The sequence below is a fragment of the Enterococcus florum genome, assembly GCF_004309355.1.
GTDB classification, from domain to species: Bacteria; Bacillota; Bacilli; order Lactobacillales; family Enterococcaceae; genus Enterococcus_A; species Enterococcus_A florum.
Genome location: NZ_BJCC01000021.1, coordinates 47,362 through 71,243, shown reverse-complemented (window position 1 = coordinate 71,243; position 23,882 = coordinate 47,362). Strand labels below are relative to the sequence as shown.

The 23,882-nt window shown below is 40.7% G+C and carries 21 protein-coding genes and 1 pseudogene; 10 read left to right on the top strand and 12 right to left on the bottom strand.

The window, feature by feature from the left end; translation table 11 throughout:
* The 3 genes from NRIC_RS12620 to NRIC_RS12610 form a co-directional block, all read right to left on the bottom strand.
* The coding region (locus NRIC_RS12620; RefSeq protein WP_146623060.1) for an Eco57I restriction-modification methylase domain-containing protein at positions 1 to 2,878 on the bottom strand (2,878 nt) is incomplete at its 3' end.
* 109 nt (positions 2,879 to 2,987) lie between these two features.
* Positions 2,988 to 3,893: a restriction endonuclease gene (locus NRIC_RS12615; RefSeq protein ID WP_146623064.1), complete on the bottom strand. Its 906-nt coding sequence runs from the start codon at positions 3,891 to 3,893 to the stop codon at positions 2,988 to 2,990.
* Between the two features lie 133 nt (positions 3,894 to 4,026).
* Positions 4,027 to 4,614 (bottom strand): TetR/AcrR family transcriptional regulator, encoded by a 588-nt coding sequence (locus NRIC_RS12610; protein WP_175580085.1) that lies wholly within the window; start codon positions 4,612 to 4,614, stop codon positions 4,027 to 4,029.
* Positions 4,615 to 4,774: 160 nt separating this feature from the next.
* Between NRIC_RS12610 and NRIC_RS12605 the strand changes: the two genes are divergently transcribed.
* On the top strand, positions 4,775 to 5,896 hold the full coding sequence (locus NRIC_RS12605) for an alpha/beta hydrolase family protein (protein WP_175580084.1): 1,122 nt from the start codon (positions 4,775 to 4,777) through the stop codon (positions 5,894 to 5,896).
* 319 nt (positions 5,897 to 6,215) lie between these two features.
* Here NRIC_RS12605 and NRIC_RS12600 read toward each other — a convergent pair whose 3' ends face one another.
* From NRIC_RS12600 to NRIC_RS12580, 5 genes are read right to left on the bottom strand one after another with little or no spacing between them, the layout of a single operon-like run.
* Positions 6,216 to 7,970 carry a glycoside hydrolase family 2 protein gene (locus tag NRIC_RS12600; RefSeq protein ID WP_146623057.1) on the bottom strand — a complete coding sequence of 585 codons (1,755 nt, stop codon included), beginning with the start codon at positions 7,968 to 7,970 and terminating at the stop codon, positions 6,216 to 6,218.
* A gap of 11 nt (positions 7,971 to 7,981) precedes the next feature.
* Positions 7,982 to 9,712, bottom strand: coding sequence for a glycoside hydrolase family 2 protein (locus NRIC_RS12595; protein ID WP_146623056.1), 1,731 nt, complete (start codon positions 9,710 to 9,712; stop codon positions 7,982 to 7,984).
* A gap of 14 nt (positions 9,713 to 9,726) precedes the next feature.
* A complete protein-coding gene (locus NRIC_RS12590; RefSeq protein WP_146623055.1) occupies positions 9,727 to 11,121 on the bottom strand; it encodes an ABC transporter substrate-binding protein in 1,395 nt (464 codons plus the stop codon).
* A 6-nt stretch (positions 11,122 to 11,127) separates the two neighbouring features.
* Positions 11,128 to 11,955, bottom strand: coding sequence for a carbohydrate ABC transporter permease (locus NRIC_RS12585; RefSeq protein WP_175580083.1), 828 nt, complete (start codon positions 11,953 to 11,955; stop codon positions 11,128 to 11,130).
* A 2-nt stretch (positions 11,956 to 11,957) separates the two neighbouring features.
* Entirely contained in the window at positions 11,958 to 12,851 is an 894-nt protein-coding gene (locus NRIC_RS12580; RefSeq protein WP_146623053.1) for a carbohydrate ABC transporter permease, read from the bottom strand.
* Positions 12,852 to 12,986: 135 nt separating this feature from the next.
* On the opposite strand from NRIC_RS12580, the gene NRIC_RS12575 reads away from it, so the two are divergent.
* The 5 genes and pseudogenes from NRIC_RS12575 (at position 12,987) to NRIC_RS12560 (ending at position 17,311) form a co-directional block, all read left to right on the top strand.
* Positions 12,987 to 14,018: a GntR family transcriptional regulator gene (locus NRIC_RS12575; RefSeq protein ID WP_146623052.1), complete on the top strand. Its 1,032-nt coding sequence runs from the start codon at positions 12,987 to 12,989 to the stop codon at positions 14,016 to 14,018.
* A gap of 69 nt (positions 14,019 to 14,087) precedes the next feature.
* Entirely contained in the window at positions 14,088 to 15,197 is a 1,110-nt protein-coding gene (locus NRIC_RS12570; RefSeq protein WP_146623051.1) for an ABC transporter ATP-binding protein, read from the top strand.
* A gap of 106 nt (positions 15,198 to 15,303) precedes the next feature.
* Positions 15,304 to 15,456, top strand: a pseudogene (locus NRIC_RS19870) (DUF5960 family protein); the annotation flags it as partial.
* 128 nt (positions 15,457 to 15,584) lie between these two features.
* The gene (locus NRIC_RS12565) at positions 15,585 to 16,760 is read left to right on the top strand and encodes an MFS transporter (RefSeq protein ID WP_146623050.1); all 1,176 of its coding nucleotides are present in this window, start codon (positions 15,585 to 15,587) and stop codon (positions 16,758 to 16,760) included.
* Positions 16,761 to 16,984: 224 nt separating this feature from the next.
* On the top strand, positions 16,985 to 17,311 hold the full coding sequence (locus NRIC_RS12560) for a serine aminopeptidase domain-containing protein (protein WP_227873797.1): 327 nt from the start codon (positions 16,985 to 16,987) through the stop codon (positions 17,309 to 17,311).
* Between the two features lie 187 nt (positions 17,312 to 17,498).
* Here NRIC_RS12560 and NRIC_RS19310 read toward each other — a convergent pair whose 3' ends face one another.
* Together NRIC_RS19310 and NRIC_RS19305 are read right to left on the bottom strand one after the other, a co-directional pair.
* Positions 17,499 to 17,720, bottom strand: coding sequence for an Rpn/YhgA-type helix-turn-helix domain-containing protein (locus tag NRIC_RS19310; RefSeq protein WP_175580082.1), 222 nt, complete (start codon positions 17,718 to 17,720; stop codon positions 17,499 to 17,501).
* 191 nt (positions 17,721 to 17,911) lie between these two features.
* Entirely contained in the window at positions 17,912 to 18,217 is a 306-nt protein-coding gene (locus tag NRIC_RS19305) for a PD-(D/E)XK nuclease family transposase (protein WP_175580081.1), read from the bottom strand.
* Positions 18,218 to 18,421: 204 nt separating this feature from the next.
* Between NRIC_RS19305 and NRIC_RS12550 the strand changes: the two genes are divergently transcribed.
* The 4 genes from NRIC_RS12550 to NRIC_RS12535 are packed head-to-tail and all read left to right on the top strand — an operon-like array spanning position 18,422 to position 22,121.
* Entirely contained in the window at positions 18,422 to 19,132 is a 711-nt protein-coding gene (locus tag NRIC_RS12550; protein ID WP_175580080.1) for an ABC transporter ATP-binding protein, read from the top strand.
* Between the two features lie 18 nt (positions 19,133 to 19,150).
* Positions 19,151 to 19,930, top strand: coding sequence for a DUF2705 family protein (locus tag NRIC_RS12545; RefSeq protein WP_146623047.1), 780 nt, complete (start codon positions 19,151 to 19,153; stop codon positions 19,928 to 19,930).
* Positions 19,931 to 19,980: 50 nt separating this feature from the next.
* On the top strand, positions 19,981 to 20,670 hold the full coding sequence (locus tag NRIC_RS12540; RefSeq protein ID WP_146623046.1) for a response regulator transcription factor: 690 nt from the start codon (positions 19,981 to 19,983) through the stop codon (positions 20,668 to 20,670).
* On the top strand, positions 20,667 to 22,121 hold the full coding sequence (locus NRIC_RS12535) for a sensor histidine kinase (RefSeq protein WP_146623045.1): 1,455 nt from the start codon (positions 20,667 to 20,669) through the stop codon (positions 22,119 to 22,121). Before NRIC_RS12540 ends, NRIC_RS12535 begins: the two co-directional genes overlap by 4 nt.
* Before the next feature lie 87 nt (positions 22,122 to 22,208).
* On the opposite strand, the gene NRIC_RS12530 is transcribed toward NRIC_RS12535, so the two are convergent.
* Together NRIC_RS12530 and NRIC_RS12525 are read right to left on the bottom strand one after the other, a co-directional pair.
* On the bottom strand, positions 22,209 to 22,481 hold the full coding sequence (locus tag NRIC_RS12530; protein ID WP_227873796.1) for a hypothetical protein: 273 nt from the start codon (positions 22,479 to 22,481) through the stop codon (positions 22,209 to 22,211).
* Positions 22,482 to 22,574: 93 nt separating this feature from the next.
* Positions 22,575 to 23,831 carry an RbtT/DalT/CsbX family MFS transporter gene (locus NRIC_RS12525; protein ID WP_146623044.1) on the bottom strand — a complete coding sequence of 419 codons (1,257 nt, stop codon included), beginning with the start codon at positions 23,829 to 23,831 and terminating at the stop codon, positions 22,575 to 22,577.
* Positions 23,832 to 23,882: the final 51 nt, after the last annotated feature.

The window sequence follows — 23,882 nt, the reverse complement described above, 5'->3', positions numbered from 1 at the left end:
AAAAATCGTCCATATAAGATAGACTTCTTAAATTGTACGGAGTGTCTCCTTGATCAGCTCTTTTTTCTAAACGTTCATATGATGTACCTTTGTCAGGCTTGTCATTCCAATCACTGCTGTTCAACCAACGTTTTACAGATGGATAATTATCAATATCAATTCGAGGAACTCTATTTCCTTTTTGATCTAAATATCCGTTATGTGTGTTGATTAAATATAATTCTTGAAAATCAATTTTATTTCTTTTAATATCTCTCCCACGTAAAATTGGATAAATTATTTCAGCTGCTTTTTGATCACTAGCTATGAGTTCTTCACGTATTTCTTTACTAATAATAAAAGCTTCATTTATTCCGGTAAGAATCCCACGATTAATTGTGATATTCCAATCCCGTAAAGGGCGTCCTACTTTTTCTATTTTAGATTTTATGGATCTTTCAATCTCATTGAGGATCGTCCAAGCTTCATCTTTTTTATAGATAGTTTTTATAGATTGTTGTCGCACAAAATCGCTCATATTCTCTATGCGTTTTACTGGATCCTTAAAGTAAATTGTTAAGTCGATAGCAGATAACTCGTTCTGGTTAAGCTCTTTTTTTAATATTAGAATATTAGTATCCACTGTAGCATTAAACATTTTTCCGCCAAGGTTAACTAATAAAAGAGGATTTGTTTTTTCAACAAAATATTTTCTGAGAGAGCCTCCATAAGAAGATCGCATCCATTTATTAGAAGTAATATATCCCAAGCACCCTCCGATCTTTAGTAGTTGAAGGGACCTCTCATAAAAAAGTGCATAAAGATCTGTTTGTGCCGTATAAGTTTCGAAGTTTCCCAATAATCTATAGTGCTCTTTCAAAAACTTCTCTTCATCCTTCAGGTTCTGTAAATTAATATAAGGTGGATTTCCAACAATAATATCAAATCCCTTAGTGAAATTCCCTTCTTCGTCAAAAAATACTTCTGTTAAATCTAATTCTAGAACTTCAATGAGAAATTTTTCCATGACTTCTCCATCAAGTTTTCTATTTGAAACTAGTTGTTCTTCTAAAAATAACTTTTGAAGCTTGACTCTTTTTTCCTCATATTCTGGAAAGGAAGACTGATTTTTCAAAAAATTAAGTCTTAAATCTCTAAGCTCCAAAATTCTATCTTTATATACTTCAAAAAAGACCTCTCTATTTTTATACTCTATTGCACTCACCAATGAATTTTTGTGGATCAGAGTTCGTCCTAATAATTGTGGTAACTTATGGATTTCATCGGTAAGTGTTTCTAATCCAAGAGCAAAGCTAGATACAATAAGTGCTTTTAAATCAATGTCTATACCATAAACCATATTTTTAATTACATAACGTTGCCAAGAGGTTTTAGTTTCAAATTCTATATATTTTTTTATTATTTTTTCATTGTCAATTGCTTGTATTATACTGTCGTATTTGCTACTGATTAGTTTGGCAGCTCCCGCTAAGAAAGTCCCACCACCACTAGAAATATCTGCTATTTTCGTCGATAGCAACTTTCTAATTAAAGAAATTTTTTGGACCCTACTTCCACTCTCGATTTCTTTAATTCTTTCTTCAAAATACTTACCTACTGTTTTCTTTAAAATGTAATCCGTTATTTTTTCCTGGGTATAATACGCACCTTTACCTTTCTGTTCTTTTTTATCCACTACATAGTAAAGATACCCATCATCATTTTTCAACTCATTTCCCATAGTTTGCTCATATTGTTCTCCAATAGTAGATGGGGAAACATCTGATAAATCAAAATCAAAATTTTCATTAGAAGTCCAATGCCACATTTTTGTCCATTCGTCAGGTGTTAATAGTAATTCTATAGCAGTAGCAGCGTCTGCAATATCTCCAACATACAAGTCTCCACCATAGGTATTGGAGTAGTAATCTACAACATCTTCTCTTAACTGGACAATCTCATCGTCTGATCTGTCATCATCTAAAATTTCGATAGATTCAAACAAGCTCATTTGCTCTGTTTCTTTCGGTTTCTTAATTTTTTGGAATTCTTTTTCGCTATCGTTATCAATATTTTTTCTTTTAGAAATCGATTCATCCAAGCTAGATCCTAGTCCTAAAAATTTTACTGCTTCTCTTGCTTTTTCTTCAGTATACCCATAGCGACCTTCTAATATACGAACTAGTATCTGTCTAAGAACTAGTGTGTCTGTAACAGAAGAGATAATCTCCTTATGAAAATCATTAGAATAGTCTAATCCTTCTACATCCTCTTTGAGAACATTATCTATAATTATTTTTTGTGCGCTTAAATGATTAGTTATATAAGTTAATAATTCCCCTCGAAGCTTCTTAGTCCTAATTTCAAATGTTTTATCTTCTCCTATAGAAAACCTAAAAAGTGGACTTTTAAAATCATCTAAATTATAGTCACCAAAATCATCTTCTACGTAATGCTTGACCACATTCTTAATACGTAATTTGTCAAATTTATCATTATACTTTGTTGTTTGCCTATCTAACTTTTCCTTTGTTAGATCAAGTCTTCTAAACGGATCTTCTGAGTCAAAAATTATTAGTCTTTTTTCACCCACAACAAAAAGAAAGTCTAACTGACCCCCGTATGTTTTACCAGAAAGTTCTTTTAACTTATCAAATTTTTGAAATAATGTCCGAAATTGACTAGCACTAGTTTTTGGATTGAGAGTATTACTGTAAGTTAAGTAAGCAAACGTCCCTTCCACTCCATCAGGTCTCTCAATTTCAAAAAAGTTGTCAAAAGTTTCATCTCCAATAGGTGCTACTGGTATTGCTTCTTTTCCAATGAATTTGGCTAAATCAAAAATATCTGAAATCACTGCTTGAAACTTATCTATCAATTCAATTTGATTTTCTTTCATTTCTACCTTCCCTTCAATTAAATACTTTACACGTACATAGCTTCCATTTTATTTTCATTACAGCAAAAGAAATAATTTATGTTACTAAGTAAATCTATACATTATCGTCTTATTCTTTACCATAATAGAAATCTTCATCCAATACATAGGTAGTAATGGGTGTTACGTACAACTCATGCTGCGCAATAAGATCTGCTATCTTATCTCCATTAATCAAAGTAATCACTCTAGTCCCTTCACGAGAAGCAGCAATTGCATCTCTAGTAAAATCCGAGGTCGTAATAAAGATGCCAAATTCGGCATTAAACTTATCCATTGCTCCACGGAATTTATCAATCTCTGGAGAGGAGACCTTTCCTTCCCAACGTTTAGCTTGGATAGCTACTCGTGTTGTCCTAAAATCATCCGAAGTAATGTAGCCAAAACCATCCAATCCACCATCTGCAATATACTTAATCCCAATTCTCTCATCAATATCAACACCCATTGCATTGACTAAACTTCTTGCGAAAAGCTCAAATTTTTGTGGAGAAAAATCTTTTAATGCTGCGATTAGTTTTTGTTTCCATTGATCTTCTTGAGATATTGAATCCTCTCCATCATTTACTTCTTCTGATTTAATATTTGGAAATTTCTTTTTCATTTCCTTTTCAGACTTCTCTATAAAGATTGGTTCAGATATTTCTCGAACCATCCTCTCACTATCAAAGTCATTCAAATCAACGTTTCTACCTTTCTCTGTTAATTTGATCGTTCCGCGTTTAGGAAGCTCAACAAAACCAGCATAAACTAAGTGCTTTACGGCATAACTATATTGAAAATTGAATGGCTTATAGCTATTACCTGTACGTTGGGATTCCCTCATGAAATCAATATAATCTTCTGGAATAATATCTGATGCTTCTTTTAACTCTTTTACTACTTGATTTCTTGAAGCGATGCCTCCCAAGTTTCTTAGACAACGAATAATTTCCGGCATTAATAGATTTTCACGCTCTAGTGAAGGAATATCCATGAATTCTGGTTTTAATAAATTATCCAAGTTACTACCCTCCATTTATTTTTCTCATATCTGAATTATACCAATTTAGATTATTAACCGCTTATATATAGTTGATAAACTTGAAACTATTCTTATTTTTTTGAGATCAAAAATTTTTATCTTCATTCCAATACCCCTTCACCAACACCCCCAACGCCTCACTCAACTCCAACTCATCCTCCCCATCATAATAAGGACTCGTCACCTGATACCAGCTATAGGTCAAATGGGAAACCAACGCAGTCAACTTCTCGTATTCCGCATCCTCAATGTCATCTCTCATAACTCCAGTCTTCTTCAAGGTCAAAAAAATCTTCAAATAAAAATCAGTCAGCCGTTTTCTGAACTTCAGCAGCTCTTCCTTCATTGAAGGAAACTCTTCATGAATGTTGACGATGTATTTGTAGTAATACATATTGGTGTTTCGGATTTCCTGAATTTCGTGAATCGAATTTTTTAATAGGTCCAGGGCATTTTCATCAGTGATTTTGGCATCGACGAAATTAAAGAAGGTGCTGTAGAGCTCTTCCTGTAGCCGCAGCATGATCGCTTCTTTTTTGGGAAAATGGTAGGTTAGGTTGCCGATAGTGGTGCCGGCATGTTCGGCGATATCTCGTAAGGAAACGTCGCTGTAGCCGCGTTCCTGGAATAATTCTTTGGCACTTAAATAGATTTTGGTTTTTGTATCTGTCACGCAAGTCACCTCGTTTTTCTTCCGTTGCTGGGTAACAATCAGCCCAGGTTTTCTTCTGTTTATAGTATACACCAGAAAAAAGGCTATTGACATCTCGAATAGTACAGTGTACTATGAAAACGAAAACAGTACACTGTACTAGAAAAAAGGAGCGATTATGATGGAGATTAGAAAAAGACCACCGGCACAGGATATTGGACGGATTTTAGGGGGCGGCATGTCGCCGGAAGATTTCCTTAAAATGATGGCGGAAACTGAGATGAACCTGGAGACTTTTCAGCAGGTTGCCCCAGAGGATGCCCGAGATTTCGTGGACGTGTGTGAGCGTTTGGGGGATGAAGCTTACAGCTATGCGAAACAGAACGAGGAGGCTGGTCATAAGGAGACGGCGAGTGAATACTACTTCAATGCCAATGCGCTGTATCGTCTAGGGGATTACGGGATCAAGGCGTTTGACGAAGAGAAGCATCGGATTTATGGCAAGCTGGTGGAGAGCTTTAAGCTGCATAAGCAATTGGCGCAAAATGAAAGCGTTCAATCTATCGAGATTCCTTTTGAGGGTAAAATGATGCCGGCTTATCTTGCCCTGCCTAACAATGCACCAAAGGACGTTCCGGTGGTCATCTGTGTGGTTGGAGCGACTGGCTTCAAGGAAGAAAACTTTGTAATTGCCAAAACCGTCGTTGATCGTGGCTGTGCGGCGTTGATTTTTGATGGGCCTGGTCAGGGTGAGTGCAACTTGAACCGTGAACTGTATTTAACCGAAGATAATTATGATGAAGCTGTCCTGGCTGTGGTTGATTATATTTTGGAAAATCCAACGGTTGGAAATACGATTGGGATTATGGGCGTAAGCTTTGGCGGTTATCTGGCTACTAGTGCGGTTTGCCGCTACCCGAATAAATTTGCTGGTTTGGTGGTCAGAGGCGGTTGTTCACAACTGGATCAATTGACGATGCATACCTTTGCTGGGGTTGAGCGTTTCTATTTGTATAATTTCTTGAATAAGTTTAACGTGGAAACCTTAGATGAAGCAGCGAAAATTTCTCATCGGATGAATTTGGACGAGGTGCTGAAAAATATCACTTGTCCGGTCTTGGTGGAACATACTGAGGAAGATCCGGTGATTGGCGTGGAGGGTGCGAAGACGATTTATCACAATGCTTCCAGCACCGACAAGGAGTACTATGAGATTAAGGGCAATGTGCATTGCGGCAATAATGAAGCACAGAAGACGTGTACTTATGGCGTGGATTGGCTGCTGGATCGGATGATGAAGTAGAATAGAGCAGCCTGTGATTGGTTTTACTTAGTCACAGGCTGCTCTAGCCTCTTAATCCCTTAAATACATTTTATAAGAACGAAGAGAGCATCTTTGTTGAACTCAGGAAATCTACCAGTGATTATCTTTCGATGAAAATTTCTTTACGGCATAGTCCAATTAACGGTCTGTTGTATTCATTGACAGACCAGCCTTCTTTCTGTGGATGTTCAAATAATCCAAAAAAACTAGCAAACAAATAGGATATCAAAAAAGTCTGAGCAAGCATGTCATTCCAACAGCTCGCTCAGACTTTTGTCTCAACAGTTGATAATGAAAGTTAATTATCCTGGCTGAAAATAGCCTGCAATTCTTCAACAGAAGCTTTCGGTTTTCGATCCCAGGTCAAAAGACCACAGATTTCGGTTTCTGTATCCGTTAATTGTGTGTAACAAAAGCCCTCGATAATCGGACTTTCTTCATATACTTTGACAATTTTTCTTATTGATTCGACAAATTCCTGTTCATTCAATACGGACGGGTTGACTTTAGGTCCTTTCCCGAAGTGATAATTGACGCCACCCATCTCTGTACACATGACAGGCTGCCCCTCATAGTGATACCCAGGACAGAATAGAAATTTCTTTCCGTTCAAACCAGGCATATCGGAAAGGATGGTTTCGACATTTTTATATCGCTGCGTTAATGTTGCCTCGTCGCTGCCATAATCATGGACAGTAAATAAATCAGATCGACAATGCTCCCACCCATCATTTGAAATCACAGGACGAGTATCATCGACGGATTTTGTCAGATAATACAACGATTGTGCGTGCGCCTGCTGCTTCGTTGAATGATAGATATTTGGAACACCCCAGCTCTCATTCAGCGGTACCCAAGCAGCGATGCAGGGATGATTGTAGCCTTGCTTTAGGACTGTTTTCCACTCGTCGACCATTCGATAGGCGTACTCCTCAGAGTAATCATAGGCAGCCGCCATCTCACTCCAGACTAATAATCCATAATAATCACAGAGGTATAGAAACTTGTTCTCGCTGCTCATCATATGCTTACGAACCCCATTGAATCCCAGCCTTTTAATCCATTGAACATCTGCCTCCAAGGCTTCAAAGGATGGCGGCGTAAGCAGCGTGTCTGGAAAGTAGCCCTGATCCAAAACAGACGAAAAGAAATACGGACGATTGTTTAGGCAAAATTTATTCTGCTCCATGCTGATTTTTCTCATCCCGAAATAACTGTAGACTGTATCCTTAATCTGGTTGTCGTGAACCAGTTCAAATTTCAAATCATATAAATTAGGTTTTTCTGGTGTCCACCAGCTGCCAAGTCCATGATCATTAAAATCATCAATCCCAATACAGAATTTCAAATGTCGTCCCTTGACTAAGCGAGCTTCTTTGGCGATTATTTGTTCGTCAAGGGTTACCTCCGTATGCAGCATGAAGTGATCTAACCCTGAGGTATCATCGCTAAAGTAAAGCTCGATCTCTACTTCCTTCCGATCAATATCTGGCGTCAGGCGCAGCTCTTCAATAGAACAGTTGTCCTTTTCTTCCAGCCAGACATCTCGCCAAATACCGGTCATCTGCGTAAACCACATAATTTCAGCCGTTTCTTTCCAATATTGCTTTCCTCTAGGGATTGTCATATCCTCAAGTGAGTCCTCTACTCTCAAAACAATGATATTTTCCTTTTCCGTCAAAAATGGTGTGATATCAAAGGAAAATCGACTGTTCCCTCCACTATGACTTCCTACATAAGCTCCATTGATCCAAAGAACTGACTGATAGTCGACTGCTTCAAAATGGATTATCTGCTTTTTGTGATCTTCTGCTGTTTTATTAAGCACCCTTTGATACCAAACAACCGGGCAAAACGCTTTCTCATGAATGCCGCTGCGTTCACTTTGATAGACAAAGGGCACTTTGATCTCATGGGTTGCTTCGAAGCCCTTTTGCCAGTTCTGTGAAAGACCTTCTTTAGTTTGATCAAATCGAAAGTCCCACAACCCATTTAGATCTGTCCAATCGTTTCTTCTGAATTGAGGATTCGGATGATTGATTCGTTCTGCCATATTTTTTCCACCTATCTCGATTGATTAACCCTAGCTAAGGAAGCTATGTTCAATTTTGGTTCTCTTTCCATAGTAAGCAGACCGTTTACTTCCTGCTCCAAATCATTGAATTGAGTGTAGCAATAGCCTTGTAATAGCTCGGAAGCCTGAACAGTGGATAGGATTGCCAATACTTTTTCTTCAAATTCTTGAGAAGAACTCGCTCCGGAGTAACCCCATGCTTCTTCCCCGATACCAGCTTCTTCAAAAGCGATACCACCAAATTCACTCAAGATCATCGGCTCCTGCTGATACTCGTAGCCATCGACATATATTCGACGCTCCTGCGGTCCTGCTAAGATCGATTCAAGCGAATCATATCGATCTGCTAATCGTTCTAAATCAGCATCATAATCATGGATCGTACAAATATCAGAAATCGTATGCTCCCAACCATCATTTGAAAGGACCAATCTTGTGCTGTCTAGTGCTTTCGTCAAATAATACATCGTATTGGCAAATGACTGCTGCTCCAAAGAATTCTTTATCTTAGGAATTCCCCAGCTTTCATTTAATGGAACCCAGATACAGATCGAAGGATGATTGATATCACGATTGACTACCTGCAGCCATTCCTGTAATAACCCTTCAGCTGATACTGGACTAAAGGAATAGGCATTCGGAGCCTCACCCCAAACCATCAACCCTAATTTGTCACACCAATATAAAAATCTCGGATTCTCATATTTTTGATGCAATCGTACACTATTGAAGCCCATTTCCTTAATAAGTTCGACATCTCTACGAAGCTCTTCGTCGCTCTTAGCTGTCATCAAGGAATTTGGATAATAGCCTTGATATAAGACTGATTTTGTATAAAAAGGCATATGATTCAGGCAGATCAGTTGATGTTCGATCGAAATTGTCCGCATTCCAAAATACGAACCAACACGATCAACTACCCGATCCTCCACAAGTAGAGTGAATTCCACATCATACAGATTGGGCTGCTCAGGACTCCACCAAAAACCATAGTGATGATCATTAAAATCAGGGATCTCAAAATCTATATTCAAGCAATTATTTTTAATGGTCGCTACATTTTCAACCAAAACCTCGTTTTCACGGGCAATCTTTATGCCTAGTTTTGCTCCATCGTCAGCTTGAATTTTCGCTGCGATAGTAACTTTATTCGTTATCGTATCGGTTTTATAGTGAACAGAATCAATATACTCTTTTTCAGTAAATTCCAGCCAAACTGATTGCCAGATTCCAGTAGTCCCGGTATAGAAGATGCCTTCAGACTTTCCTTTAAAATTTTGCTTCCCTCGTGGGAGTTCCTCATCTGTGCTGCGATCAGTGACGCAGACATCAATCTTTACTTGCCCATCAGCAGCTAGTTGATGGGAGATATCAAAGGAAAATGGTGTATGCCCCCCTTGATGATCCCCACAATACTGATTGTTGACCCAAACCTTGGTATAATAATCACTTGCTCCAAAATGTAGAAGAATCCTAGGAGCCTCGACGTCAGCTAATGTAATAACCTTATTGTACCAAACACAATCATGCGTTTCTTGGCTATTTATTCCACTTTCCCCAGATTGGTAAACAAAAGGAACCTTGATTTCCTTGCTATACTCATGAGCCTCGTACCATTTTTTTTCAATTCCTATCCTTTGATCATCGAAATCAAAGGACCATATCCCATCTAAATCTAACCATTTTTCTCTTTCAAATTGGGGACGTGGGTAAAAATCCATTTGTGGCCAACTCCTTACTCTAATTCTGCACGATCAATTTCTTCTTTTAGTTTCTTTTGCATATTATTGGTAGTTTTATCAATATCCTGTTTTCCGTTTAATAAACTTTGGGTTTGATCTTCTAGAATATCATTCAGCTGTGCCGAAATATACGGAACATCTGCATCAACTAATTGTTTGCCTTTCGTAAGTGAATCCAATAAAACAGGATACATTTCGTTACTGCTCATGACCTCGCCACGTTCATAATTTGACTGACGAACTGGATCCATCGTATGCTCAACCTTCAACAACTCCCCATCTTTTGATGTAACGAACTCGATGAATTTATACGCCAATTCATCCTCTTTGGAGCTGCTTGTGACGGCAATTGACCACCCGCCCAAAACTGGCGATTCGCCTGGAGTTACTGCAAATCCGATCTTATCCTTCACCTTAGAATTCTCGTCGTTAATGGAATTGATCAATCCTGGCCATTGCTCCATCATCAACGCTTTACCTTCGACAAACAGTGCATTCGCTTCATCCCAACCAAGCTGAGTCCACTCTTTCGGCGCATAATTCTTTAATTCCATCATTGTCTTCATGGCTTGCTTTGTCGCGTCATTATTCACAGTTGCTTGATTATCCTTTGAAATAACCATTTGATCACCTTCACGATTCATCCAGATTGCCCGGCTATTCGTCGTTGATCCCATGCTGATATAACCATAATCGACTGGAGAATCGCTGTTTTTTGATTTTGTAAAGTACTTAGCAATCTCTATCATCTCTTCATTTGTTTTAGGAACGGTCAAATCGTTACCTGTTTTTTCTTTATAAGCCGCTTTGACTTTCTCGTCTTCAAAGATGTCTTTTCTATAGAAGAGCATTTGTGTATCAGGTTTATACGGAAACGCATATAGCTCACCATCATACTTGCCGTACAAATCTAAAATTGACGGAATAAAATCTTCCATATCTAATTCAGGATCGGCAACATCCTTATAGTCGTCGAGCTTTTTCAAATAATTGGATGCTGCGTAAGAATGAATATTAGCAACAGGCATAAGGACTGCATCAAAGGTATGACTCGTACTCAAATCCAGTTGAATCTTCTCTTCGTCGTTCCCGGCTGGAAAGCTTTGAACCTCTACTTTTGCACCTGTAGCTGCTTCAAAATACTTTGCCGCTTCCTTCAGCGCTGTCTCATGATCGCCCGTTCTGGTGGCAACTGTAATTTTCTTGCCTTCATACTGCCCCTTCAAAGTTCCTGATGAATCCAAATTCTCCAATTTCACTCCGAATTTTTCCGGAGTTTTTAATTCCGTCGACTCGGAGCTTTTCGCGTTTTCCTGCGTTTCTCCGCCACAGCCTGTTAAAATCGTTAATGAGATTAACACCGTACATAGTAAACCTATCTTTTTCATAATTTCTTACCCTTTTACCGCTCCTGCGGTAATTCCTTTCTGAACATATTTTTGTGTTGTTAAGGCCAAGATAAAGGCTGGGATCATCGCGATCGTTCCAGCCGCAGCCAGTAATCCAAACGGTGTATCCTTTTGTAGCTGAACCATTCCACTGATTCCTACCGGCAACGTCTTCGTACTGTCATTAAACAATAAGACCAAAGCAGTACCGAACTCATTGTAAGAGGCTAGGAATACTAAGATCGAAATGACGACTAATCCAGGGACGACTAGCGGCAAAGCGATCTGCCAATAAATTTGAAATTCTGTACAGCCATCGATTTTAGCAGATTCAAATATCTCATTTGGCAATTCATCAAAAAAGCTGGTGGACAGCCAAATCGCTAAAGGCAAATTCGCTGTGATATAGACAATCGTTAATCCAATTTTTGAATCCAGCAAATGAAGCTGATTAAAGATAATGTAGTAAGGAATCATGTAGATCAAACTGGGAATCATCCGAACAGCAATGACTAGCAGTAATGACAACTTTTTTCCTCTAAAATTGAAGCGTGAAAAACCATATCCAGCAAAGCTGGCAATGATCAAGGTGATGATTGTGGTTGAAACGGAGATCGAAAGACTATTCCAAAAGAATTGTCCCATATTATTTTCAGCGATCACCTGACGAAAATTTTGAAAACTTATTTTAGAGGGTATAAACTCAGGTGGAACAACCATGATCTGGCTCGGCTGCTTCACTGCAGTAGTGATCGTCCAATAGATCGGAAAAAGAAAAATAATCGAAAATATGACTAGCAGGATTAAAGACACGGGAAATTTTCTCTTTTTCATGCTCATTTCACCTCCTCTTTTCGTGTAATTAGTAGTGTTGTGATGGATACAATCGCAATAATGATAAAGAATATGACCGCGGCTGCCGAACCTTGTCCAACGTCCATATATCTAAAAGCCATTTTATACATCATTGTTCCGATCGATTCCGTTGATCCGCTAGGTCCTCCATCGGTCATGATCATAATCGGATCAAAGACCTTCAGCGAATCCATCAACCGTAATGACACTACTAAGGAAATGAAGTTTCTGATCAATGGCAGTGTAATTTTTCTAAATGAGGTAAATGGACTTGAGCCATCGATCAGCGCACTTTCATAAAGCTCATCTGGAATCGTGGTAAGTGCTCCTAGAAAGATCAACATACAAAACGGAATCGAGCCCCAGGAATCAATCACAATAATGGCTAGACGTGCCGGTAATGTCTCGCCTGTCCACGAGACTGCCGTTCCTTGAAACAGTTCGATCAAATAGTTGATCGGACCATAGACTGCACCGAACAAAATCTTCCACATCGTACTCGAGACTACTGGCGCAACCATCATCGGCAGGATTAAAAAGCTCTTCAATAAACGAACACCTCGACTCTGCTCCGAGTTAGTCAGTAAAACTGCCAAAAGCAGTCCTATTCCGACAGAAATTATTACCGCGAATAAGCTGAAAATAAGTGTCCAACTGATTGATTGGATAAATGCTTCATCCTTAATAACGCTTACATAATTTTCGATTCCGATAAAACGTGAACTACCGTTTGGCATGGTCAATTTATAATTTCGAAAGCTTAAATAGACTGCATAGACTAAAGGAACGATAGCCAAAAAGAAAATAAAAATCATTGATGGTGCGACGAAAATTAAATGCAGGGTACGATTCACTTTCCCTTTTATCAACTCCATAAGATGCCCCCCCTTAATGTTGGTTCCATATTAATATAAAAAAAAGGATTATTATATACTATATTTAGTATGTTTTAAACATGCCAGTTCCCTTATACTTTAGATAGACAAATTCAATGGAAATCGAGTGAGCTTATGAAAAAAAATATTCCATTATACAAGCAAATAGAACAAAGCTTTATCCAGCAGATCGAACATGGACAATTAAAAAGAGGCGATCGGATTCCTTCAGAAACAGAGATTGTCTCACAGTTCCACGTCAGCCAGATCACTGCTAAGAGTGCGCTGAATAATCTCGCAGAAAAGGGCTACGTGCGACGGGTCCGAGGAAAAGGAACTTTTGTCGATTTCGAAAATATTGAAAAGAAAGAACGCATCATCGGACTGATCTTTACCACCATGAAAACTGATATTGATCGCAAATTGTTAAGCCATTTAGAAGCTTTTGCTAGAAAGGAGAAGTTGCGCTTCTTTTTTGGCTTGTCCAGAGAATCGATTGACGAGGAGAACGACCTGATCCACTACTTTATCGAGTGTGGTGTTGAGGGGCTGATCATCTTCCCTACCGAATCTGAGAATTACAATGAAGACATTCTCCGGCTACACTTAGAGAAATTTCCATTAGTCTTGATTGACCGCTATTTTAATAAGTTAGGAATTACTAGCGTAACATCGGATAATTTCAGCGCTGGCTACAAGTTGGCTGACCTGGTGATTCAAAAGCAATTCAAGAAATTCGTTTTCATCACTACAATAGAAGAAAACTCTGCAACGATTGATCGAACGAAGGGAATTGAACACGCTTTCGTAACTAATCAAATTCCAATCGATAAAAATTTGTGGCTCTCTGTTCCTTCTACGATTGAATCCAATAGAACAATCATTGATTTTCTAGAGGAGCATCAGCCAGATGTCGTGATTACGGTAAATGCTCATCTGTCGAACCTGATCCATGAATATACAGCAGCAAATGATATTTTTCAGCTTTCCTTTGATAAGCCTTCTGGCTGTAATTTCTACATTGAACAAGATGTAGAAGAAATTGCCCGGCTAGTGGTCCACAATTTAAAAAGACTGTTAGACAAAAAAACTTGCGATCCTGTTATTACGTTTGTCCCGACCATGCTCTCAGCAGGTTCTCGAACGTTGAAAGAAAATACAGAATAGCTTCCTTTCTTCACCCAGAACAAAAGAATTTTTTATAAAAACAGAAAATGTAGGAAAAGAGGAAAAAACATGGCGGAATTAGCTTTACAGAACGTGTACAAAAAATATGATAACAGTGCGCACTACTCAGTGACTGACTTTAACCTGCAAATTAAAGACAAGGAATTTATCGTGTTCGTGGGACCGTCAGGGTGTGGTAAGTCAACCACTTTGCGAATGATTGCTGGCTTAGAAGATATTTCTGAAGGAGAATTTTTGATTGATGGAAAAGTGATGAATGATGTTGCTCCAAAAGACCGCGACATCGCGATGGTATTCCAAAACTACGCCCTTTATCCTCATATGACCGTTTTTGACAATATGGCTTTTGGACTGAAATTACGGAAGCTTGATCAGAGTGAGATCAGACAGCGCGTTGATCATGCTGCAGAGATACTAGGTCTTACAGAATTTCTAACACGCAAACCTGCGGCACTATCTGGCGGTCAAAGACAACGGGTCGCATTGGGTCGTGCAATCGTCAGAGATGCCAAAGTCTTTCTTATGGATGAACCCCTCTCAAACTTAGATGCCAAGCTGCGGGTAGCGATGCGAGCAGAGATCGCTAAGCTCCATCAACGTCTGGAAACAACGACGATCTACGTTACTCACGACCAGACAGAAGCGATGACGATGGCTGATCGTATCGTGATCATGAAGGATGGCATTGTCCAACAAATTGGGACACCGCATGAAGTCTATAATTCTCCGAAAAATATTTTTGTAGCGAGTTTTATTGGCTCACCCGCCATGAACTTTTTCAAAGTCACGCTCTCCAACGGGTACCTGATAAACGATTATGGCATCAAGCTAAAGGTACCAGACGGAAAAAATAGAAAACTCCTTGATAAAGGCTACGGAAATAAAGAATTTGTCTTTGGTATCCGCCCAGAGGATATTCATGCTGAGCAGGTTTTCCTTGATGCCACACCAGAATCAACGATCAAGGCAGAAGTTTTAGTTTCTGAATTGCTAGGAGCCGAAACGATGCTGTATGCACGCTCTGGTGATTCAGAATTTGTATCTAAAGTAGATGCTCGTGACTTCCATAAGCCAGGTTCAATCGTAGAATTAGGATTAGACCTAAATAATAGTCACTTTTTTGATAGTAAGAGTGAAGAGCTTATTCAACTGACTTAAACATGTTAGGGCTGATAGAAACTTCCTATCAGCCCTTTTACTATAAGTGATTCTAACAAAAATGAGCATCAATACAGCATTGGATTAGCCTACCGAAAACACTGAAAAAGTTACAAAAAACTTTTTAAACTATATTGTAGCCGATAGTCCGTTCTTTGCTGTTCAACCTGAACTACTATATATGATGCACCGACGAGAAAACACTCATTATGGAATACTGTCTATGGACAAGCAAGAGCATTCCTTTTCTAGTTGTTAAATACCCCCAACCGTGTCCGTAAAATCACCCTAACACCAGCAATTCACCCATACCGTCATCAAAATCATATATCCCTTCCCTTCTTTTTAGAGTACTATAAATTGACTGACTTCCAAGGAGGGCAAACAGTGAACCACTTTCATAAGTTAAGAACCAAACTGGCGATATTATCGGTCTCCTTAATCCTAACCAGTGCACCAGTAATCAATGGTGTTTTACCTAGTATGAAAAATGACTTGAACCTTACGCAGGCGCAAACGGAAATCTTAAGTACCTTGCCTAACCTATTTGTCGTGATTTCCATTTTGTTGTCTAGTTTTATGGCGGACAAAATTGGGATGAAGAGGACGGTTTCTTTGGGCTTATTGTTAGTGGGTATTGGCGGTAGTCTGCCGATCCTTATCAGTAGTTATCCGGCTGTCATTCTTTCTCGATTGATTTTAGGGGCTGGGTTAGGACTCTTTAATTCGCTGGCGATTAGTTTCATTAGTATTTTTTATGCGAGCCATGAGCGGGCTTCGCTGCTGGGGATTCGCAATGCGTTTGAGAATATTGGTCAGGCTTGCTTAACCTTGTTGGCAGGTTTGCTTTTAACCTTTGCCTGGCGCTATTCGTTCGCTGTTTACCTGCTGGCTTTTCCGTTGATCCTTATCCTTAATCTTTTTGTTCCTGAAACTAAGGGGCAAACGGTCGCCGCTGAGAAAGTAAAACCGCGTGCAGTTAAAGAGAAAATTGATCCTTCTATTTATGGCATCTTTTTGTTTGGGATTTTGATGATGATGAGTAATTCTGCTATTCTCGTTCGGTTTCCTTCGATGGCTGTATTGATTGAAGGGAATGCTGTGAATGCCAGTATCTATTTGGCGCTGATGCCGCTGTTTGGGATTATTGCCGGCCTGCTGTTCGGCACGGTCAATCGCATTTTTAGGAGTAAAACAATTTATCTGTATCTTACCTTGCTGCTTGTAGTGAATCTGCTGGTGAGCTTAGCGGCGAATCACTTTGTATTGCTGGTTTTAGCCTTATTTTTATCGGGAGTTCCCATAGCTTGGATGGTTCCTCATATTTTTAATTGTCTTGGCAATCTTTCTAAAACCGGGACTCAGTTGAACGTTTCGACTTCTTTAATGGTCGTGGGCTTTAATTTAGGCGGACTGCTGGCACCTTCCGGGATGCAGTTCCTTCAATTTGTTGCCGGGAGTAAAAGTTTGGCTGCGCCTTTTCCTTTCTTTACGATTCTCTATGGGTTACTTCTGGCAATCTTGGTGATTAGAAATGGGAAGGATTCGCATAACCAGACATGAATCTCCCCTTGACCTAGAATGCGTTCCAGAGGGTATCATTGTCTTATACATCTAAAGAAGTGAACAAAATGAGCGTGAAAATGATTACGGTAGATTCTGTATGCGAAGTTTTTTCTTGTATTTCATAAATTAGAATAAGATACATCCTCTCCAACGAGATAGCTTCAATAGTTTTAACGGAACTTACGCATTAGATTTTTTGGTAGCAGTTAGATCAGTTGACGATGCATACCTTTGCTGGGATTGAGCATTTCTATTTGTATAATTTCTTGAATAAGTTTAACGTGGAAACCTTGGATGAAGCGGCGGAAATTTCTCATCGGATGAATTTGGATGACGTCCTGAAAAATATCACCTGTCCTGTCTTGGTGGAGCATACTGAGGAAGATCCAGTGATCGGTGTGGGGGGTGCGAAGACGATTTATCGCAATGCTTCCAGCACCGACAAGGAATACTATGAGATTAAGGGCAATGTGCATTGTGGCAATAATGAAGCACAAAAGACGTGTACTTATGGTGTGGATTGGCTACTGGATCGTATGATGAAGTAGATCATTTTATAACAATCGAGAGAACAAAACCGTGTAACCCGTTGGGCAATTACACAGTTTTGTTTTTAATTTGAAATTATTCCACCGCCAGAACGATCCTTGTCCCGTTAGTTAACAATCGAATATGCAAACTTTCGAGGATTAAAATAACCCAGATGATAAGCCTCTGGGCATGAATATAGAAAGATTATTCTTGCAGATTTTTTATTTCTTGAAGGGTCAATCCAGTGATTTCAGAAATGAGATCATGGGGAAGTTCTTTTTCCAGCATGTTTCGCGCAAGTTCAATTGTTTTTTGTTTTGAACCAATTCCAATCCCTTTTGCGGTCCCAATACTGATTCCACGTCTTTCAGCGGTTGAAAGCTTGGCTTCATACGTGTCACGGTCTTTTGCCATTTGATCTAGCATTTCTTTCTCCTCCCTTTCCAGGTTTTGATAAGCTATGATTTCTGCTGCTTCCTGGATATAGTAAGGAGCACCAGGAAGGGCTTTGCCGGTTTTGAAAAACTGTTGCCAGTAATAAATCGGTGTTTTCTGCTCAATATTTTGATTCGATAAACTCAAAAAGATTAAGCGCAGCAGTTCTTCTCCACGATCGTTCAGAAAAGCTTCATTCGTTTGCTTGTCCAGTAATCCAAATTCTTTGAACGCAGCACTGTCTGCATCTCGATCGTTGTCATCAATCCATCTGCCGTTGTAGCTAGAATATCGACTTCGGTTCGTTGCAATTTGCCTTTTTTGAATGACTTTTGGTATTTTTTTATGTGGTAGTGTTCCTTGGGTATCAGCGTCCGAAAGCGTTGGCCTAAGAAATCTTCGATAAAGTGCTGCAGCAGATGTTTTGAGGCGGGTGATGTAAAAATCTTGCGAAAAAGCAGGTCGTTGGTTGGTAAATATCGTGTCATTTTTCTCCTCGTTTCCTGGATATATCTGACTCGATATACCCAAATTATAGCATGAAAGCCTATGTTCATCTATTGCATAGCTAAACGACGCATTTCTATACGAAAGCAGGAGAGAAAAATTGTAAGGTTATTTTAAGATTAACCCCGTTTCCCTTCAAGCTTAGCTTTCTATACTGTAGCCATACAGAACGAGGAGGAGAAATCATGACAGCGACTATTTTAACCATTAACGACCTGCGGAAAAGCTACGGCAGAACTGAAATATTAAAGGGTATTGATCTGGAGCTGCTCCCGGGCAAAATCACTGGCTTATTGGGGCGCAACGGCGCTGGGAAAACGACGTTGATGAAATGTGTGTTGGGCTTGACCAGCCATTATCAAGGGAGGCTGATTTTCTGCGGAAGTCCACTGGATACTTCGGACACGGCTTCTAAAAACAGAATCGGTTCGTTGGTAGATGTGCAGTTTTACGAAGACTTGAATGCCTATGACAACCTGATGCTCTCGATCCGTTTGATTCCTTCGATCCCGAAAAAAGAGCGGAAACGCAGAATCAAGGAGAGCTTGGCCTTCGTGGAATTGAGCAATGCCGCACGGAAAAAGGTCAAAAACTTTTCCTTTGGTATGAAGCAGCGGCTGGCTTTAGCCTTGGCATTGATTACAGAGCCGGAGCTGTTGATCTTGGATGAACCGTTTGTTGGGCTCGATCCGATCGGAGTGGAAGAGGTCAAGGAGCTGCTGAAAAAATTATGTCGGGAACGCGGAACAGCAATCTTGTTTTCCAGCCATCAGATGCAAGAGGTCTGCGACTTAACGGACCATATTCTGGTATTGAGCAACGGGGTCATCAGCTATGCGGATCAGAACTCGCATGTTGACGATCAGCAGGCGCAATTAATCGAATTAATGAAATAGAAAATGGAGGGGTTCATCATGGAAGTATGGGCAATTTATAAAATGGAATGGATTAAAACCTTGAAGCGGAAAAACAGTATGATTTTATTGATCCCTTCGATTCTAGCGGCGATCATGACGTTTGCGATCTCAACTGGCGGCTTGACGTTGTCAGGGGATGGGTTGGCCGACGGTGGAACACTTTCCTGCATGGAATTTGTGATGGCGTTGTGGGGCTTTTTCAGTGGACTGGGTATATGGGGTATTTTGCTGATTTTAGTGGCGGCATTCCAATTTTCCGGGGAAATCGCTGGCGGTCAGATCAAGATGACCCTGCTGCGGATCGGAAAAAGAGGACGGATCGTCCTAGCCAAGTTTTTGGCCCTGCTGACTTTGTGCCTTGGTGCATTTGGGCTGTTCAGTCTCGTTGTCGGCGGGAGCTACTATTTATTTTTAACGAATTCGAGTATTGGGAATGGGCAGTTTTCCGCGCCGGGATTTGAACTAGCCGATGCCATGCTGTTTATCCTGTTGATTTTTCTGCATCTGGCACTTTTTATGGCACTCACCTTTTTTGTAGGATTATTTTTATCTCCGTTCATCTCTTTCATCGCTGCTTTGGTAGGGCTGTTCGTCGTGAATTATTTGATTGGATCGGGCACCTTTTCGTTCTTGAAATATTCTGCGCTTTCTGTCAGCAATCACCTATTGGCTGGTGAGACAAAGCATTTGATTCCCGCACTGTTGTCTTCGGTCCTGCTGATTGCACTTGTTTTAGGTGCGGCTTCTCAGCTTTTTAAAAAGGTGGATATAAAATAGCTTGGCCTCGCGGTATAATAGGAAGAAATGAGTGCAAGGGGTGTTAACGCATGGGGTTTTCAATCTTGGTGGCAGACGATGAACAAGGCATCGTGGATTTTGTGAAACTGTATTTGGAAAAGGACGGCTATCAGGTGTTCACTGCTGCCGATGGCGAAGCGGCTTGGCATTGTCTCCAGCAGGAACAGATCGATCTGGCTATTTTAGATATCATGATGCCAAAGCTGGATGGGTATCAGCTAATCAAAAAGATTCGGACAGAGAAAAATATACCGATTATCTTTCTAACCGCTAAAGATACAAGTGCAGACAAAGTGCTGGGGCTGGGGGTTGGTGCAGATGATTATGTGACCAAGCCTTTTGATCCTTTGGAGCTGGTCGCTCGAGTAGAGGCTCAGCTGCGGCGTTTTTATTCCTTAGGTGCTCAGGAAATCGCTGAACCCGAGACGTTGGCCCTTCATGACCTGACGTTGGATCTGAATCAGTGTCTTTTGTATAAAGGGTCTGAGCCTGTCGCGCTGACTTCGATCGAATTTAAAATTTTGCGGCTGTTGATGGGCACACCAGGACGAGTATTTACCAAGAAGCAGATCTATGAAGCCGCTTGGGAGGATATTTACATCGTGGATGACAACAATATCATGGTCTACATCAGCCGACTGCGAGAAAAATTGGGTGACAGAGAGGGGGCTTCTTATATCCAGACCATCCGGGGGTTAGGGTATAAGCTGGTACCATGAGAAAAAGACCGAAAACATTAGCTCGTTTTTTGATCCGAAAATATTTGATGACATCGTTGCTGCTGTTGTCTTTGACGATCATTTTTATGTCAGTCATTCAATTTTTCATTTCGGGCACGAATCAAATAGCGGCTAAGCTATGCGCAGAGGAGATCGTCCGACCCGACTATCAAAACATCGATACGCAAACTTTAGAAGATGTTGGCGGCTGGCTAGAAATCCTGGATGAAACCAATCGAGTGATCTATACAAAGGGCGATGTTCAGGAAAAGCACAAGCAGTACACACAGAATCAATTGTTGGAGACTGAGGGACTTCGTGCGATGCTGAAAAAGGATATCTATCAGTTTGGTCCAATTTCCTTTGAAGTAAATCAAGAAGCTCCGAAATACATGGCGACCTTTGCTTCCTTTATCGGGGACGATGGCAACCACTATCTTTGTGTCACAAAAATGCCAAGCCGCAGCATTCGAGGAAATTTCACCCCTGTGTTTACAAATGTTCGTTCAGCCACCTTTTTTTCTATCTTCGGAAAAATAGTCTTACTGCTTATCCCGATCTTATTCATTTTTATTTTCTGTCTGTGGCGTTATTCTAAATCGGTCAGGGAGCATATCATTGCGCCAAATAATATACTTATCGATGGCTTTCGCTCGATCCGCAACGGCGATTATTCCAAAAAGATTCATTTGAACGCGGAATACGAATACGTGGAGATCGAAGAGACCTTCAATCACATGGCACACCAATTGAAAGAAGCTGAAGAGCTGCGGAAGGCCTATGAAAAGGAACGCCAGCTGATATTTGCTAATATGGCACACGATCTGCGTACCCCCATTACCACGATTAAGGGTTCGGCTAAAGCCGTGGAGGATGGGTTGGTGTCCCAAGAGGACCTGGGTCAGGTGATGGCAACGATTCTTTCGAAAACCGACCACATGAATGAGCTGGTGAATCGGCTGTTGATCTTTTCCAAGCTGGAAAGCCCTGAGTATCAGCTTCAGCTTCAGCCATTGGATCTCTCTGAACTGCTCCGTCAGGTGATTTTGGAGCAATGGGAGTGCGCAGAGGAAAACGGGATCACCTTCGAGATTGATCTTCCGGAGGCACCGATCGAGATTTCTGGCGACAGTGTGGAGCTAAGACGCGTCTTTGACAATTTGATCAGCAACAGCATTCACCATAATCCTGCAGGGACGACGGTCCATGTTCAGTTGACCGCTTCAGAGGATCATGTGGTCTTTACGATAACCGACGATGGCAGCAGAATTCCCAAGGACCTGCAGCCGCAGCTGTTCGATCCCTTTGTCAGCGGCGATCGCTCTCGCTCAACCAAAGGCGGCAGCGGCTTAGGCCTGGCAATCAGTAAAAAAATCGTGGAAAAACACGGCGGACGGATTTCGTTTAAGGAATTGAGTCCACATCAGAAGCTTTTTCAAGTGCGATTGTAGGAAAATAAGCTGTGACATCGCTGTCACAGCTTATTTCTATCAACTCTTTGTTTTTGCTTTAGCGAAACAGCCAAAAAAATCGTCTTTTTAGCTTGGCGGCTGGTACTCTTTGTCCATCACCACGACAGCCTTGATGACCTCGCCCCCTACAGAATCTGCTTCTGCCTGATTGATGTCCTCAAAATCATAGTATTTTACAAATTGGTCGAACGGGAACTCTCCACGTTGATAAAACGCGATCAAATTTGGCAAATGGTATTTGGCGATCGTGTCCCCGATCAGCACACCACGAATTTTCTTGTTGCCGAAAACCAATTCGAAGAAGGTATTCACTTCAAAATTATTTTTGGTCACAGCCAATGGGACGAAGGTTCCTGAAATGGCAACACTGCATTCAAAAAGTGTTTTTCCATCCTAAAAAAAGAAATCCTCACCCGAATCTCGCCCATCAATTCAGAGCACGCTTGCATCTCGCATTTGTTTAGAGTTTTCGCCGCCAAGCTCTGCTGGCGTCTTCAAAAATACCGCCAACCCGCTCGCCAGCAAGTACAATCCAGCAAAAACACCCAGTACTACAAACCCTCCAAATTTTTGAAAGAGGATCGTGATCAGCACAGGACCAAAGAAATTGCTCAGCCCTGAACCCAGATTCAAGACAGACAAGGCTGTTGCTTTTTTGTCAGGGACCATCGCTGGAATCAAGGCGGACAAGGGACCGAATGCCGCTATTCCAATGGAAAATCCGATGAACGATAGTGCTAATAAAAAAGTATTTCCTGGAAAATAAAAGATCGCTGCACCAATCAACAGACAAGATAACGCTGTGATCGTCCCCGAAAAATAGCAGACTGTTTTCCGCCAACCGTATCGATCGCCGATCCATCCAAAGGCAAGCCCTGCAATCGAATTAACCACGTACGTAAGTGCCCAAATGCTTCCCCATTGCGTCAGTGTATACCCATACTGAATGAGAAAAATAGGCATCATGATAACGAAGCCGAATTGTCCAATGTTGTTGATGGCCTTGACCAACAAGCCTAACGCCAACCTCGGACACTCAAAAAGAATGGTGATTCCTTCCGCTATCTGACTAGGCAGACTCTTTTTTCCTACTGCTGGCGGTTGTGAATCATCGTTAGTTTTCAGAGCAATGCTGCCTCCGACTAGCACGATAACAATCCCTAACAGAAGGATAGTAATTGGAGTGGCCACCTGCAGCAAGCTTGAAGCTATCAGCGGACTCAATATCGTCATGCCCAGATTGAAGCTGAACCAGAACCACGAAGTTGCTTTTCCCAAACTTTTCAACTCTGTTTTGAGTGTAATCAGCATTAAGAAGGCATAGGCAAACAATGGGTAGGCGGCGCCGCGAAGCATATACGCCCCTGCAATCAACGGGAAAAACTCAAAAATCAATGCCGATATCAAGAGTCCAGTGCTCAAGCAATACACGATCAAGCCAGTAAGCATGACTCTTCGAATTGAAAACAGGGTTGAAAGAAAACTCGTTAACCACGAAAAAACCGCCACAAAAAGACCATACAAACTAAACACCATGGAAATGAGCTGGACCTTGTACCCCGCTGAAGCTAAGTACGCAGAAAACCAGCTGGTTTCAATTCCTGCGCCAAGCATGAAAAACACCAGACCCACATACCCGTAAAACAAGCCTGTTGGAATTCCCAGCTTGTTCGAAATTTTTTCTACCATAGAATCCTCCTTTTAAGGCAAATGAAAGGCTAGATCGTCTGATCTAGCCGG